14 protein-coding genes are annotated in these 14,451 nt (G+C 65.8%); 3 read left to right on the top strand and 11 right to left on the bottom strand.

The window, feature by feature from the left end; translation table 11 throughout:
• Nucleotides 1-197: 197 nt before the first annotated feature.
• From A5636_RS25915 to A5636_RS00965, 8 genes are all read right to left on the bottom strand, one after another.
• A complete protein-coding gene (locus A5636_RS25915; RefSeq protein WP_155763486.1) occupies nucleotides 198-374 on the bottom strand; it encodes a hypothetical protein in 177 nt (58 codons plus the stop codon).
• A gap of 658 nt (nucleotides 375-1,032) precedes the next feature.
• On the bottom strand, nucleotides 1,033-2,280 hold the full coding sequence (locus A5636_RS00995) for an SLC13 family permease (protein WP_065156841.1): 1,248 nt from the start codon (nucleotides 2,278-2,280) through the stop codon (nucleotides 1,033-1,035).
• A gap of 1 nt (nucleotide 2,281) precedes the next feature.
• The gene (locus A5636_RS00990) at nucleotides 2,282-3,205 is read right to left on the bottom strand and encodes an MBL fold metallo-hydrolase (RefSeq protein WP_065156840.1); all 924 of its coding nucleotides are present in this window, start codon (nucleotides 3,203-3,205) and stop codon (nucleotides 2,282-2,284) included.
• Nucleotides 3,205-3,963: a LamB/YcsF family protein gene (locus A5636_RS00985; protein WP_065156839.1), complete on the bottom strand. Its 759-nt coding sequence runs from the start codon at nucleotides 3,961-3,963 to the stop codon at nucleotides 3,205-3,207. Before A5636_RS00985 ends, A5636_RS00990 begins: the two co-directional genes overlap by 1 nt.
• Before the next feature lie 138 nt (nucleotides 3,964-4,101).
• Nucleotides 4,102-4,770 (bottom strand): sensor domain-containing protein, encoded by a 669-nt coding sequence (locus A5636_RS00980; RefSeq protein ID WP_437339782.1) that lies wholly within the window; start codon nucleotides 4,768-4,770, stop codon nucleotides 4,102-4,104.
• A gap of 95 nt (nucleotides 4,771-4,865) precedes the next feature.
• On the bottom strand, nucleotides 4,866-5,726 hold the full coding sequence (locus tag A5636_RS00975) for a metal ABC transporter permease (RefSeq protein ID WP_065156837.1): 861 nt from the start codon (nucleotides 5,724-5,726) through the stop codon (nucleotides 4,866-4,868).
• A complete protein-coding gene (locus tag A5636_RS00970) occupies nucleotides 5,723-6,490 on the bottom strand; it encodes a metal ABC transporter ATP-binding protein (protein WP_065156836.1) in 768 nt (255 codons plus the stop codon). Before A5636_RS00970 ends, A5636_RS00975 begins: the two co-directional genes overlap by 4 nt.
• Nucleotides 6,491-6,496: 6 nt before the next feature.
• The gene (locus tag A5636_RS00965; protein ID WP_065156844.1) at nucleotides 6,497-7,360 is read right to left on the bottom strand and encodes a metal ABC transporter solute-binding protein, Zn/Mn family; all 864 of its coding nucleotides are present in this window, start codon (nucleotides 7,358-7,360) and stop codon (nucleotides 6,497-6,499) included.
• A gap of 160 nt (nucleotides 7,361-7,520) precedes the next feature.
• On the opposite strand from A5636_RS00965, the gene A5636_RS00960 reads away from it, so the two are divergent.
• Complete coding sequence (locus A5636_RS00960) at nucleotides 7,521-8,600, top strand: LacI family DNA-binding transcriptional regulator (RefSeq protein WP_065156843.1); 1,080 nt, start codon at nucleotides 7,521-7,523, stop codon at nucleotides 8,598-8,600.
• Nucleotides 8,601-8,603: 3 nt separating this feature from the next.
• Here the strand turns inward: A5636_RS00960 and kstR are convergent, their stop codons facing one another.
• Nucleotides 8,604-9,203 (bottom strand): cholesterol catabolism transcriptional regulator KstR, encoded by a 600-nt coding sequence (gene kstR, locus A5636_RS00955; RefSeq protein WP_172827127.1) that lies wholly within the window; start codon nucleotides 9,201-9,203, stop codon nucleotides 8,604-8,606.
• A gap of 252 nt (nucleotides 9,204-9,455) precedes the next feature.
• Here kstR and A5636_RS00950 point away from each other — a divergent pair, with 252 nt between their 5' ends.
• Both A5636_RS00950 and A5636_RS00945 read left to right on the top strand, forming a co-directional pair.
• Nucleotides 9,456-11,573: an acyl-CoA dehydrogenase gene (locus tag A5636_RS00950; protein WP_065156834.1), complete on the top strand. Its 2,118-nt coding sequence runs from the start codon at nucleotides 9,456-9,458 to the stop codon at nucleotides 11,571-11,573.
• A 237-nt stretch (nucleotides 11,574-11,810) separates the two neighbouring features.
• On the top strand, nucleotides 11,811-12,680 hold the full coding sequence (locus A5636_RS00945) for an endonuclease domain-containing protein (protein WP_437339780.1): 870 nt from the start codon (nucleotides 11,811-11,813) through the stop codon (nucleotides 12,678-12,680).
• A gap of 108 nt (nucleotides 12,681-12,788) precedes the next feature.
• Here A5636_RS00945 and A5636_RS00940 read toward each other — a convergent pair whose 3' ends face one another.
• Both A5636_RS00940 and A5636_RS00935 read right to left on the bottom strand, forming a co-directional pair.
• Entirely contained in the window at nucleotides 12,789-13,322 is a 534-nt protein-coding gene (locus tag A5636_RS00940) for a hypothetical protein (protein WP_065156832.1), read from the bottom strand.
• Nucleotides 13,323-13,352: 30 nt separating this feature from the next.
• Complete coding sequence (locus A5636_RS00935) at nucleotides 13,353-14,417, bottom strand: 2Fe-2S iron-sulfur cluster-binding protein (RefSeq protein ID WP_437339781.1); 1,065 nt, start codon at nucleotides 14,415-14,417, stop codon at nucleotides 13,353-13,355.
• Nucleotides 14,418-14,451: the final 34 nt, after the last annotated feature.

Genomic DNA, 14,451 nt, shown 5'->3' with positions numbered 1-14,451 from the left:
CGCCACCGAAACCCATTCCGGCACCACACTGACAAATGACACAACCGACCTCCGAAGTCCGCGGGAATCGCCCCAAACAGCCCTCATCGGTCACGCCCACCCACAATCAGCAACGACCCAGGGCCCAGACGTGGCCCCGAAACGCCGGATCTGACTCCGCACCCGTTGCCTACGCGAAATTTACGTCCGCGTAGAGGTCATATCAGCACCCCGCACTCGAATTCATGCAAAATGCCGAACATTGTCATTTCCACCCACACCACTGTGCAAAATGCACAACCATCCACCGTGGCGCCGCGACCTCGGGCTGCCACATCAAGCTGAGGGGTTACCTTGGCATCCACAACGGTGCGCAGCATCAAGAGAGCGCGCATGTGACGCACCTGTCATCGCTTCAGTTCGCGCCAAGCAGGCCATTCATGTCGTCGGGGAATCCTGCAAATCAACGGAATTCGGAAAGTTTGGACTTGACCGCTACGTGACAGGTGCAACACGTGGCAATAGGCACCGCCGCGTCTGAGTCGCAGCGGTGGGCGCCGGCCCACCCGTGCGCCGGTTCGGCGGCTTGATCTAAGAAGCGCAGTTATTTGTCCATTAGGTGAATAAATGTTTTCCGACATCTGTGATTCCGTAGGGCTAAATTCACGCCCTTTCTGAAAAGCGGATAATTGTGTTGATATGTACCTCCCGCTGCGGCTGCGGTGTCTTTAGGCTGCGATTTAGATACCGCCGAGTCATCCAGGTCCGAGGCGAAATTGTGCGAATTAGATTCCATAGATGAGACAAGCAACGTCGGGTCAAACGCAACTGACTCCAGACACGGTCAGTCCTTGCCGGCGACTGGGGTGTGGGGGGCTCAGCCGGCAGGCAGATGCACCGATCGGGGCTACGCGCAATGCACTCGTTTGAGGGTTTTCAGTCGACTGGCAACATTCTTGCAGAAGTGACTACGCCGAACTTTTGACGATAGTCACCAGTCATTCGGCGCCGCGGCGGCCAGCGAACATCTACTCCTTCAAGTCAGCTTGCGCCTTATCCCCGCACGCCGAACAACTGCACGCTTACCCACAGCGCCAGCACCGCCACAACCAGAGCGGTCGGCACGGTGCACAAGCCCAGTCGGGTGTACTCACCGACGCTGGGCGCCACATTGTGCTGCCGCAGTACCCGCCGCCACAGCAGGTTCGACAGCGAACCGACGTAAGTGAGGTTGGGGCCGATGTTGACACCGATGAGGACGGCCAACACAGACGCAGGCCCGCTGGCCGCTACCAGCGGCACCAGTACCAGCGTCGCGGGCAGGTTATTGACGACGTTGGCCAGCACCGCCGCCAGCGCGGCAATGCCCATCAGGGCCAGCAATCCGGTTCCCGTGGGCAGCACCGCCGACATCTTGGCGGTCATCCCGTTCAGCATCCCGGCTTGGACGACGATCCCCAGCGCTGGGACGAATACCAGGAACGGCACATTTGCCGAACGCGCGATGTCGGTCAACGTGGTGTGTCGACGGCGCAGGCTGCGTAACGCCAACACCGAAGCGCCGGCCAGCGCAGCCCATGCCGGGGCGATGTCCAGCCACTCGGCGACGGCGAACCCGACGAGGGTCAACCCGACCACCACCAGTACGAACACCGGGGGCCGGGGCGGCGGACCGAGATCCCGACGGTCGGGTTGCGTGCGCAGGTCCGGCGCGAAGAAGCAGCGGAACACCGCGTACACCGCGACCACCGCGGACAACCAGGGCAACGCCATCAGCATCGTGAACTTGACGAAGGAGATATGGGCACCGCGGAACGCCAACAGATTCGTCAGGTTCGACACCGGAAGTAACAGCGAGGCCGAATTCGCCAAATGAGCGGTGGCATAGGCGTAGGGCGGGGCGGGTGTTCTCAACTGACGCACGGTGACCAAAACCACCGGGGTCAGCAGGACGACGGTGGCGTCCAGGCTCAGTGCCGCGGTGATCACCGCGGAGATGACGAACACCTTCTTCAGCAGGCCGTGGGACCCGGAACTGCCCCGCGCCATCGCCGCCCCGGCGGCCTCGAATAAACCTTCGTCGTCGCACAGTTTCGCCAGCACCAGCACGGCACCCAGGAAGCCGACCACCCGTGCGAGCCCGACGATCTGGGCCGCGGCCTGATGTGTCGAGATTGCCCCGATGGCGATCAGGATGGCGGCCGCTGGGACGGCCGCTACCGCCTCCGGCCAACCTCGTGGGCGCGCAACGGCGAAGCCCAGCACGACAACCAGCAGCACCAGCGAGAGCGTCAGGATCAAGTTATTGCGCCCAGGGGTCCTCGCGGCGCCAGACGGTCGGCAGCTGCACCGGTATCCCGTCCTCGGCAGCCAACTCATCGAGGATCCGGATGGAGGCGTCCAGATCGTCCCCGGCATAGGGCAGGGCGCGCAACGGTTTTGACAACGGTCGGAAGAAGTCGTCCCAATGGATCAGGACCACCCGGCGCGCACCCACCGCTCGCACGGTCTCGTTCCAGTATTCGACGACATAGGACCGCGGCCGCAGACCCAACTGGCCGACGCTGAGATAGACCGCGTCGGCGCACATACCCTGCAGCGCTCCCGCGACGTAACCGGCGCTGCCCTGGATCAGCAGCCGCCGATCCGACGGGCGATGGTGGATCAGCGTCGACCACGACTCACCACAGCGGTGAGCAGAGGCTTTCACCGGCGGACGTACCGGAGCGCTGATCACTCCCGGAAACCGGTCCGGCGGGCAATGGTGTGACTCGACAAGAGTTACCTCGAAGGCGCCCAGGGTGATTGGGACACCGGACTCGGCCACAACGAGTCGATCGTCGGGCAACCCGTGTCCGCGTCCCACGTTGGCCGCTGACTCGCCCCCGACTAGTAAGGCACCAGTGCGTTCGGCCACGAGCGCGGAATCCAGCACGTGATCGATGTGAGTGTGCACGGGAATCACTGCGGCGAGTCGCGATACCTTGGCCCGGGCCAGACAGCCGTCGACGCGCGGCGCTGACGGCGCCACCTTTCCCACCGCGACGGCCGCGAGCCCCGGACGGGAGAAATAGCCGTCTGTCATCAGCGCAGACGATCCGTCGTCGAGCAGCAGTGTCGCCACGCCCATCCAAGTCACCGAAAGTGGCGAATCTGCCTGGGCTGGTGGAACATTGAAGCGATCCGCATACCGCGTGAGGTTCGGACGGCCGAGTTTCAGCCGCATCAGCAGAACGCTTCGATCTCGACGTCGGCATCCTGCAGTTCAGCCGCCACCGCACGGGCTATGTCCACAGCGCCCGGCGAATCACCGTGCACGCAAACGGATTTGACGGTGACGGAGATACATGTGCCGTCGACCGCCTCGACCCGACCGTCGGTCACCATGCGCACCACGCGCCGCGCGATCATCGCCGGATCATGCAGCACCGCACCCGGTTCGCGACGGGACACCAATCTCCCGTCGCTCTGGTACGCGCGATCGGCGAACGCTTCCGCGACCGTGCGCAGGCCCAGCCGAGCGGCTTCGTCGAAGAAGGCCGAACCGGTCATGCCAAGCACCGGCAGTGCTGGGTCCACGCTGTCGACCGCTTCGGCGACCGCGGCCGCCTGTTCACGGTTGGTGACGATCGTGTTGTACAGGGCGCCATGAGGTTTGACGTAGGACACCACCGATCCGGCCACCTGCGCCAGAGCCTGCAATGCGCCGATCTGGTAAATGACGTCGGCGCGCAGATCTTCGGCCGTCACGTCGATGAAGCGCCGGCCGAAGCCGGCCAAATCTCGGTAACTGACCTGGGCGCCGATCCGGACGCCGCGCTCGGCCGCCGACCGGCACACCCGCAGCAGTCCCGCAGGGTCTCCGGCGTGGAAGCCGCACGCCACATTGGCGCTGGTGACGATCCCTAACATCGCGTCGTCGTCGCCGAGTCGCCAGACGCCGAACCCTTCGCCGAGATCGGCATTGAGATCGATGCGGGCCACGTGGTTTAGCTTAGGCCCGGCGACGATGCGCGCCGGTTGCGGCGCGGGAGGAGTCGGGCGATTCGGCTTGGGCCCGGCGACGATGCGCGCCGGTTGCGGCGCGGGAGGAGTCGGGCCAATAGTTTGACCGCAAGCTACCTACAGTTTCGCGACTTTGCCCGCGATCTGGTTGGCGATCTCCACTGCCGACGAGCCGATTTGGTCGTAGGCGCACGTGACGACGTCGATAGCGATGTTGTTGCGCACCGTCAGCGCGCGCTGGCAGGCCCAGCCGTTACCGGCTTCCTGGGTCTGTGTGCTGGTCAGGATGCCATTGTCGTCGGTGACATCGCCCACCGACCAGATCGTGTCCGGTTGGCTCGGAGTGACATCGTTGAATCGGCGGTTGGAGCACGATTTCCAACTCTGTACCGAAGACCGGTAGAAGTCCCTTGCGTTCTGGGCGTTGGGAAAGGCCACCACGGCCTGAATGGCGTAATGCTTGCGCTTCTTCGAGTCGTCGATGCTGTCGTCGAGGCGCTGTCCCCGCATCGCGGTCCACCCCGTGCCCGCATAGACCTTGTCCTGCGCCGCGCCATCGACGGCCAGGCAGTTCGTGTCGGCGACGTTTTTGCTCCAGTCCCACATTCCTTTGGCGGGAAACCACACCTTCATCGAGGTGGCGCCCACTGCGCTGTTGATCTGGCTGGTATCCAATAGCAGGTCGTCCAGGGCGCTGACCGGGATCGGCGTTTGATTCGCCAGACCGGCTTTCGCGCCGGCGACCGCCCTGCCGTCGACGACGTCGGTGCAACCGGCGGCGAGCATGCAAGCGCCGACCAACGCGGCGAGCGCGGCGAATCGCTGGCGCACGCGGTACCCCTCCCCATCTTCATGAACCGGTTCGCAACCGTTTCTCCAGCTTAGTGCCGCGTGCTTCGGTATTTGTCCAGCAACCAGCAAAACAGGTAGATGAGAAACGAGATCGTGGCTACGAATACCGAGACCGGCACGCCCGGCGCCAGGGAGAGCACAAGGCCACCAACTGCGGCGACCTCGGCGAACAACACCGACGTTGCGATCGCCATCCCCGGGGCGGAAATCACCCGCGCCGCCGCGGCGGCGGGGGTGATCAGCAGCGACATCACCAACAACGCTCCGACGATTTGGACGGCCTGGGCGGCTACCACGCCGACGAGGGCGGCGAACACGATTCCCAGCGCACGCACTGGTACCCCGCGGGCCGCCGCAACGTCCGGATCTACCGTCGCGAACAGCAGGGGTCGGTAGCAGATCCCCAGTGCGGTGATGACCAGGACGCACACCGCGACGAGCATGGCCAGGCCGCTGTAGCCCACCCCTACGATCTGCCCGGTCAGCAATGCGAAGCTGGTACCCGTACGTCCGGGGTAGAGGTGAATGAACAGCACGGCCAAGCCCAGCCCGAACGCAAGCACCACGCCGATCACCGAGTCGCGCTCCCGCGCACGCTGGCCCAGGATGCCGAACAGGGCGGCCGCCAATGCGCTTCCCACCAGTGCCCCAACGCCGACGTCGAATCCGGCCAGCAACGCGAATGCCGCTCCGGTCAACGACAATTCACTCGATCCGTGTACCGCGAACGACATCTGGCGCATCACGATCAGCGGCCCGATCAACCCTGCCACCAGACCCAGGAGTGCTGCTGCCAGCAATGCCTGTTGCACGAAGTCATGTCTGAGCAAATGCGCGGTCAGATCGACGGCGAACAGATGGTCCAGCATGTCGGTGACACGTGCGTTCATCGATGCAGTCCGTCCGCAGCACCGACGACGAAGTACCGGTCGTTGACCTTGACTACTTCGATATCGGACCGGTACAGCTCCGACAGGGTCTGAGGGGTCATCACCTCTTCGACGGTGCCGATCCGGAAGCGCCCGTCCACCAGGTACAACACCCGGTCCACATACGGCAGGATCGGATTGACCTCGTGGGTGACGACCAAGATCGTGGTACCAGCGTCACGGCGGCGTCGATCGATCATCGCCGCGACCAACTTGGCGTTGGCAGGGTCGAGTGTCAGCAGCGGTTCGTCGCACAACATCAACGCGGGATCGCTGGCCAGGGCTTGGGCGATCCGTACCCGTTGCAGTTCCCCGCCGGACATCAACCCGACGCGGACATCCGCGAGGCGTTCGCCGTCGACCTGTTCCAGCGCCCGCTGCACCGCGGTCCGCCGGTTTGCCCGCTCGCCCCGGCGTAACGCCACTGCGCCCCAGCGGTGCCCGTCGACACCCAGGCCGACCAGGTCGCGTCCGCGCAACAGCACGTCCCGATCCATCGGATGGTGTTGAGGCACATAGCCAATGGGTCCTTGCGCCCTGACCGTTCCGGCGCTCAACCGAAGTTGCCCGAGCAGCACCTTGAGTAGCGACGTCTTGCCGCTGCCGTTGGGGCCGAGTACGGCGACGAATTCTCCTGCGGATACCGACAATTCGAGGTGGTCCCACAGCACGCGGTCGGCAAAGGCCAGGCGGGCGCCGGTCAGCGCGACCGCTGCAGCGCCCACGGCGGCTTAACGCGCCGACCGCAGCGCGGCCGTCAACTGGTTGACGGTGTCACGCTGCCAGGTCAGGTAATCGGATCCACCCGGGAGGTTCTCGGAGACTTCGGTCACCGGCACCCCGGCTCGACGGGCGGCGGCCTGCAGATCGGCGGTGGCCGGGGTGGCAGTCTGCGGGTTGACCAGCAGCGCCGCGACGTCTCGGCGGCTGATCATGTCCAGCACGGCAGCCATGTCGGCGGGGGCGGGATCGTCGTCGTTCTCGTTGGCCTCCGCGAAGGCGGCCGGCGCGCGGTTGATCAGACCCGACGCCGTCAGCAGGTAGTGCACCACGGGCTCGGTCGCGATCACACCGGTGGCCGGGTACGCGGTCGCGATGGCGCGCTCGGACGTTGCGATCGCGTCGGCGCCGCGGCCGAACTCGGTTGCGCTGGTTCGGTATTCCATCGAGTGCGCGGGGTCGATGACCGCCAGCCGCTCGGCGATCGTGGCGGCCACCGCCTTGGCAACCGTGAGGTTGTAGAAGACGTGCTCGTCGGGTGCTTCGTTCACCGGTCCCAGGTAGGAGAACGCGTCAACCTTTTGCATGCCGGGGCGTCCGGCTAGCACGCGGTCCACCCACGGGTCGTAGCCGCCGCCGTTGTAGATCACGAGGTCGGCGTCGGCCAGCGCGGCCGCGTCTGCGGCAGTGGCCTGATAGGAGTGTGGGTCGGCGTCCGTGCCGCCCAGGATGGACCTGATCGCGATGTGTTCGCCCGCCACTGCGCGCGCCACGCTGCCCCAGACCGCCGTCGAAGCCACCACAGCGACCGCGCCCGGGTGAGCCGGACCGGTGGTTGCGCACCCCGCCATCGCGGTGCAGCCAAGCACGCTCATCGCGATGACCGGGGCGACGGCACGCGGCACCGTCCGCCAGCATTTCCGCACGTTGATTCCTTCCACAGGGCTGGTAGCCAACCCATAATACTAATGAAAATCGTTTCCATTAGGAAGTCGGGTGCTGGCGGGCATCCGCATCAGCTGTAGCCTCCCGATCATGAGTCCCACACCGCGCAGGCGGGCGACTCTGGCGTCGTTGGCTGCCGAACTCAAGGTGTCGCGCACCACGATTTCCAACGCCTTCAACCGACCGGATCAGCTCTCGCCCGAACTGCGGGAGCGGGTGCTGGCCACAGCGAAACGTCTAGGGTACGCGGGACCCGACCCGGTGGCGCGGTCACTGCGCACCCGCAAGGCCGGTGCAGTTGGTCTGGTGATGACCGAAGCGCTGACATATTCCTTCAGCGATCCGGCGGCGCGGGATTTCGTTGCAGGAGTGGCGCAGTCGTGTGAAGAGCTCGGCCAGGGACTGCTGCTGGTGGCCGTCGGCCCCAGCCGAAGCATCGAAGACGGCACGGCGGCCGTGCTCCGGGCCGGCGTGGACGGCTTCGTGGTGTATTCGGTGCGCGACGACGACCCCTACCTGCAAGCGGTGTTGCAGCGGCGCCTGCCGGTGGTGGTGGTCGACCAGCCGGTCGACCTGCCCGCGGTCTCGCGGGTCGGCATCGATGACCGGTCCGCCATGCGTGAGCTGGCGGAGTACGTGCTGGGGCTCGGGCATCGCGAGATCGGTTTGCTGACAATGCGACTCGGCCAGGACCGACGTCTGGGTCTGGTGGATGCCGAGCGATTGCACTCACCTACTTTCGACGTCCAACGTGAGCGCATCATCGGAGTCTGGGAGGCGATGACGGCGGCCGGCGTCGACCGGGATTCGCTGACCGTGGTGGAAAGCGACGAGCACCTGCCAACGTCAGGAGGAGATGCTGCCAAGGTGGCGTTGGAGGCGAATCCGCGGATCACGGCGCTGATGTGCACCGCAGACATACTGGCCCTGTCGGCCATGGATTATCTTCGCGCACATGGGATTTATGTTCCAGGCCAGATGACGGTCACCGGCTTCGACGGAGTGGAGGACGCGCTCAGCCGCGGACTGACCACCGTCGCGCAGCCGAGTCTGCAAAAAGGCCGGCGCGCAGGTGAATTGGTGCTCAAGCCGCCGCGCTCCGGGCTGCCCGTGGTCGAACTACTGGACACCGAGCTCATCCGGGGCCGCACCTCGGGGGCACCTGGCTGAATCTCAGCCGGCCGACTGATCACCGATCAGCAGGCGCACTGCCAGGTCCAGCCGCTTGCTGACGTCGGTGGCCGACGCGCGACGGGTGAGCCAGGCCAGCAGGTTGGACAACCACACGTCGGAGATGACCCGCGCGATGTGGTACTGGTCCTCCGTCGGCTCGCCGTCGCTCATCGCCCGCGCGAACATACTGTCGATCAGCTTCTCCACCTGGTCCACTTCGGTGGCCGCGGACGCGTCGGCGAATACGTAGGCACGCGTCATCGCCTCGGTCAGCAGTGGATTGCGTTGCATCGCCCGGTTCAGCTTGCCGACCATGAAGTTCAGCCGCTGAAACGGCGTGCCTCCGGCGACCGCAGAACGGTCGGTTTTGGCGTCGATCCGACTGAACTCCCGGCCCAGGGCCGACACCAGTAAGTGCACCTTCGACGGGAAGTAGCGGTACAGAGTGCCGACGGCGACGTCCGCACGGTCGGCCACGGCGCGCATTTGCACGGCCTCGTAGCCGCCCTTCGACGCGATGGCCATGGTGGCGTCCAGGATTCGCTTGCGACGCTCCCGTTGGGCCTCAGAACCCAGTTCGGACTCAGCCAATACCGCCACGTTCACCACCTCGCGAGGCTGGCTGCCGGAAACGGCGCGCGGAGTCGGGTTTGCTGGCGACATGTTCGCAAACGATACGCATTCTTTGCGTCAATCTCCCACCTCCCCGCAGCCGGGACAACGACGTGTAGTGCCCGGATGACCACCGATTTGACGGTTGATCGCCTCCACTATTAGAACACGTTCTAGTGTGGAGAGAAGATACCCGGACCCATCTCGGCCATGTGGCCGCGCCGACGCGGAGGACTGCTGATGGTAGCGACCGTCACCGATGAACAATTCGCGGCACGCGAACTGGTGCGCGACTGGGCCCGAAGCGCGGCCTCGGGGTCGTCCGCGACGGTAGCGGTGCGCGCCGTCGAACAGGGAGACGCTGACGCCTGGCGCCCGGTATTTGCCGGCGTCGCCGACTTGGGTTTGTTCGGCGTAGCCGTTGCCGAAGAGCGCGGCGGGGCGGGCGGCAGTACCGAGGACCTGTGCGCCATGGTCGAGGAGGCGGCCAAGGCGCTGGTGCCGGGACCTGTGGCAACCACCGCCGTGGCGACCCTCGTGGTCTCCGACCCCGACCTACTGGACGCGCTGGTCTCCGGCGGACGCTTTGCTGGTCTGGCTCTCGAAGGTGACGTGGAGTTCGACGGGCAGCGGGTCTCGGGCACGCTGCCGTGGGCGCTCGGCGCCGCCGCCGGCGGTGTCCTGTTGGTGCCCGCGGACGGCAAATGGCTGCTCGTAGATCTCGACGCCGAGGGGGTGGCGCTGGAGCCGTTGCGGGCCACCGACTTTTCCCGGCCGTTGGCGCGGGTGGTGCTGACCTCGGCGTCGGCCACCGTCTTGGCCGAATCGGACCAGCGGGTGCGGGATCTCGCGGCGACCTTGCTGGCCGCCGAGGCCGCCGGTATCACCCGGTATGCGCTGGAAACCGCCGTCGCTTACGCCAAGGTGCGCGAGCAGTTCGGCAAGCCGATCGGCAGCTTCCAGGCCATCAAGCACCTGTGTGCGGAAATGCTGTGCCGCGCCGAGCAGGCCGAGGTGGCCGCCGCTGACGCCGCCCGCGCCGCGTCCGATCCCGATCCCCAGCAATTCGCCATCGCTGCGGCGCTGGCCGCCAGCATCGGCATCGCTTCCGCGAAAGCCAACGTCAAGGACTGCATCCAGGTGCTCGGTGGGATCGGGTGTACCTGGGAACACGACGCGCATCTTTATTTGCGGCGTGCCCACAGCATCGGCCGTTTTCTGGGCGGTTCGGAGTGTTGGCTGCGCCGGGTTGCCGCGCTGACCCAGCAAGGTGTCCGGCGCCAATTGGGTATCGACCTATCGGAGGTCGAGAGTTCGCGACCCGAGATCGCTGCCGCGGTCGCACAGATCGCCGAATTGCCGCAGGAGAAGCGGCAGGTGGCGTTGGCGGAGGCCGGGCTGCTGGCACCGCACTGGCCGGCCCCGCACGGCCGTGGTGCGTTGCCGGCCGAGCAACTCCTGATCGACCAGGAGATGGCGGCTGCGGGGGTGGTGCGGCCGGACCTGGTGATCGGTTGGTGGGCGGCGCCCACCCTGCTCGAACACGGAACACCCGAGCAGGTCGAGCGTTTCGTGCTCGCCACCCTGCGGGGCGATTTCCTGTGGTGCCAGTTGTTTTCCGAGCCGGGTGCCGGTTCGGACCTGGCGTCGCTGCGCACCAAAGCGGTGCGCGGCGATGGCGGCTGGCTGCTCACCGGGCAGAAGGTCTGGACTTCCGCGGCGCACAAGGCGGCCTGGGGGGTGTGTCTGGCCAGGACCGATCCGGACGCGCCCAAACACAAGGGCATCACGTACTTCCTGATCGACATGAAGTCGCCGGGCATCGAGATCCGGCCGTTGCGCGAGATCACCGGTGACTCGCTGTTCAACGAAGTGTTCCTGGACAACGTGTTCGTTCCCGACGAGATGGTCGTGGGTGCCGTCAACGACGGGTGGCGCCTCGCGCGCACCACCCTGGCCAACGAACGGATCGCGATGGCCACCGGGACCGCGCTGGGCAACCCGATGGAAGAGTTGCTGCAGGTGCTCTCCGAAATCGATCTGGACGCAGCTCAGCAGGATCGGCTGGCCGGCTTGATCCTGTTGACCCAAACCGGCGCGCTGCTTGACCAGCGCATTGCGCAGTTGGCTGTGGGCGGCCGCGATCCGGGGGCGCAATCCAGCGTCCGCAAGCTCATCGGCGTGCGCTATCGGCAGGCGCTCGCCGAATACATGATGGATGTCTCCGATGGCGGCGGTCTGGTACACAACCGGGCCGTGTACGACTTCCTCAACACCCGCTGCCTGACCATCGCCGGCGGGACGGAACAGATTCTGCTCACGGTCGCGGCCGAGCGGTTGCTGGGGTTGCCGCGATAGGTTCCGAGCTTCGTTTGGGGCTCCGCGGTACGATCCGGGCCGCGTTGCGGGTTGCCGCGATAGGTTCCGAGCCCCGTTTGGGGTTCCGCGATACGTTCTGGGCCGCAATTGGGGTTGCCGCGATACGTTCGAAACCCCATTTCGCCGAGACTGAAAATTTGCAGGCCGCCACTCGCACTTTCGCTGCCGATCTTCAGTCTCGATGAGCTGTCGGACCCTGGCCCCAGGATGGCGGCCATGGTCTTCCGACGAAACGAAGCGCTGCGGCGTGCCGACGTGACGCGACATGAACTCCGCCGCTGGTATCGGCCGGTGTTCCCCGGCGTTTATGTCGCTGCCGGGCAACAGCTTTCGTTGCGGGATAGAACCCAGGCGGCGTGGCTGTGGTCGCAGCGCCGCTGGGTGGTCGCCGGCCTCGCCGCATCGGCTCTGCACGGCGCACAGTGGGTCGACGCCGGTACGCCCATCGAACTGATCTGCTCCAATACGCACCCGCCGCGCGGCATCCTCGCGAGGAAGCAGACGTTGACCGACGCCGAGATCAGTTGCGTCGCGGGTCTGCCGGTCACCAGCGTCGTGCGAACTGCGTACGACCTTGGCCGCCTCCTTACCCGCGCCGAGGCGGTCGCCCGCTTGGACGCGCTGATGCGCGCCACGAGTTTCTCCGCCGATGCCGTGCTGCATCTGGCCGAGCGATACCCAGCAGCACGCGGCATCCGCACGTTGCGAGCGGCCTTGGATCTGGTGGATGCGGGTGCCGCCTCACCTAGGGAGTCGGCGCTGCGACTGCTCTTGATCGACGCGGGCCTTCCCGCGCCACGGACTCAGATCCCGATCGTCGTCAAGTACCACACCTTGGCCGTGCTGGACATGGGGTGGTCGGAGTACGGGGTGGCCGTCGAATACGACGGCGACCAACATCGCGCTGATCGTGGCCGGTACGTCTGGGATCAACGGCGGCTACGCAAGCTCGAGGACTTGGGCTGGATCATCATCCGGGTGATCGCCGAGGACCCTCCCGACGAAGTCGTCGAACGCGTCAAGCATGCCTTGTTGTTGAGAGGCTGGCGCGCGGGAGACGCGCCAGTGCGCGCGCTGGCCGGATAGCCCGTCGAGACTGAAAATCTGCACGCCTCAACTCGAACTTCTGCTGCAAATTTTCAGTCTGGGCGACGCTGCTACGCGTTACGTAACCGGGCGTTACCCAACCACGCGTTACGTAACCGGCGTCTGCGCACAGGTGCTGGGCGAGGTGAGGTTCACCCCCGGATAGACGACCTGGATGTGCGTGCAGACGAAGAGCAGCGTGTTGGTGGACATCGGCTGGCCCGTCTGCCAACTCGTCGAGTTGATGACGCCGGTGGACTGGTACTTGTCGGGCGGCCCTTCGCCGAAGTACTGGGTGGTGATCGTGTCGATTCCGCCCTCTTTGAACACCCGCTCGAACTGGCCGGTGGCGTGCGCGTCCAGATAGGCCAGCCGATTGTTGGACCGGATCTCGGTGGTCTGTCGCGCCCATAACCCGGGCGGGAAGCCGGCCGGGCCGTCGGGCGTGCGCAGGTTGGCACCCACGACGAAGTCGCACGTGCCACCGCCAGGGCAATTGACGAAGGAGCGCGTCTCGATCTGGGTCGCCTCGTCCACCGGAAACAGCGTGACCGCGGTGTTGTCTCCGGCGGCCGCGGTGGGGCTGGGCAGCACCGCCAGCAGCAATCCGGTCATCGCGAGACCAGGTACCAGCCGTTTCATCTGCTTTTCCTTCCCGGTGACGCTCTGCGCCTACTCGTCGTAGGTCACTTCTACCGAATCAGATTCCGGGTGAGATTGACAGGCCAAAATTAGCCCGTCGTCGAGGTCTTCCTGCTCGAGCACGTCGTTGACCTCCATCGAGACTTTGCCGCTGCGCAGGGTGCACGCGCAGGCGCCGCAGTGGCCCTCCCGGCAGGAGAACGGTGCGTCGAGGCCCTTCGCCAACAGCACGTCGAGCAGCTTGGCGTTGCGCGGCCAGGACACGGTGTGGGTTTCACCGTCGAGTTCCACGACCGCGGTGGCGGGTGGCTCGTCACCGGTCTGCTCGACCTTCACCGCTGCGAACGGGTCCGACTCCAGCGACTTGAACACCTCGATGTGCACCTTGTTGGCGGGCACGTTGAGCGCGTCCAGGGCTTGGCGCGCCGCCTCCATGAACGGTCCGGGCCCGCAGATGTAGGCGGGCCGCGCGGTGAACGGCGCGGCCAGCTTGGCCAGTGCCGCCGCGCTGGGCAACCCTTGCAGCGATTCGAGCCAGTGCACCACCGTCAAGCGGTCCGGATACTTCGTTGCCAGATCCTGCAGCGCGTCGCGGAAGATGACCGACCGGTCGTCGCGGTTGGCGTAGACGAGCGTCACCTGGCCGCTGCCTTCGACGAGCGCCGATTTGCAGATCGACATGATCGGCGTGATCCCGCTACCGGCCGCCAGTAGCAGGAAATCGTCGTCCAGCGTCTTCGGCACGAAGGTTCCCGACGGGGCCAGCACATGGATGCGCATGCCCTTGCGGGCGTTGTCGCACAGCCAGTTGGACCCGTAACCGTCGGCCGTCCGCTTGACCGTGACGGTCAGCGCTTCGTCGGTGAACGGTGAACTGCACAACGAGTAGCACCGCGCCACCGAACCGGTGCGGTCGCTGGGAATGCGCAGGGTCAGGAACTGGCCGGGCGCGTAGCGAAGCCGTCCTGACCCGACGTCGGGGTCTCCGGCTCCGTCCGGGACGGTGAAAACCAATGACCGCGCATCGTCGGTTTCGGTGACCACTTCGGCGATCTGCAGTTCCAACACATGGTCGCCGAGCGGCTCGTCGGGCACGTCCCCGGGGACATCCGCTGTCACGACCTACCCT

Origin of the sequence: Mycobacterium asiaticum (assembly GCF_001673315.1) — a bacterium.
GTDB classification, from domain to species: domain Bacteria; phylum Actinomycetota; class Actinomycetes; order Mycobacteriales; family Mycobacteriaceae; genus Mycobacterium; species Mycobacterium asiaticum_B.
Note: the sequence above shows the minus strand (reverse complement) of the source record. Positions and strands in the feature narration are given on the sequence as shown.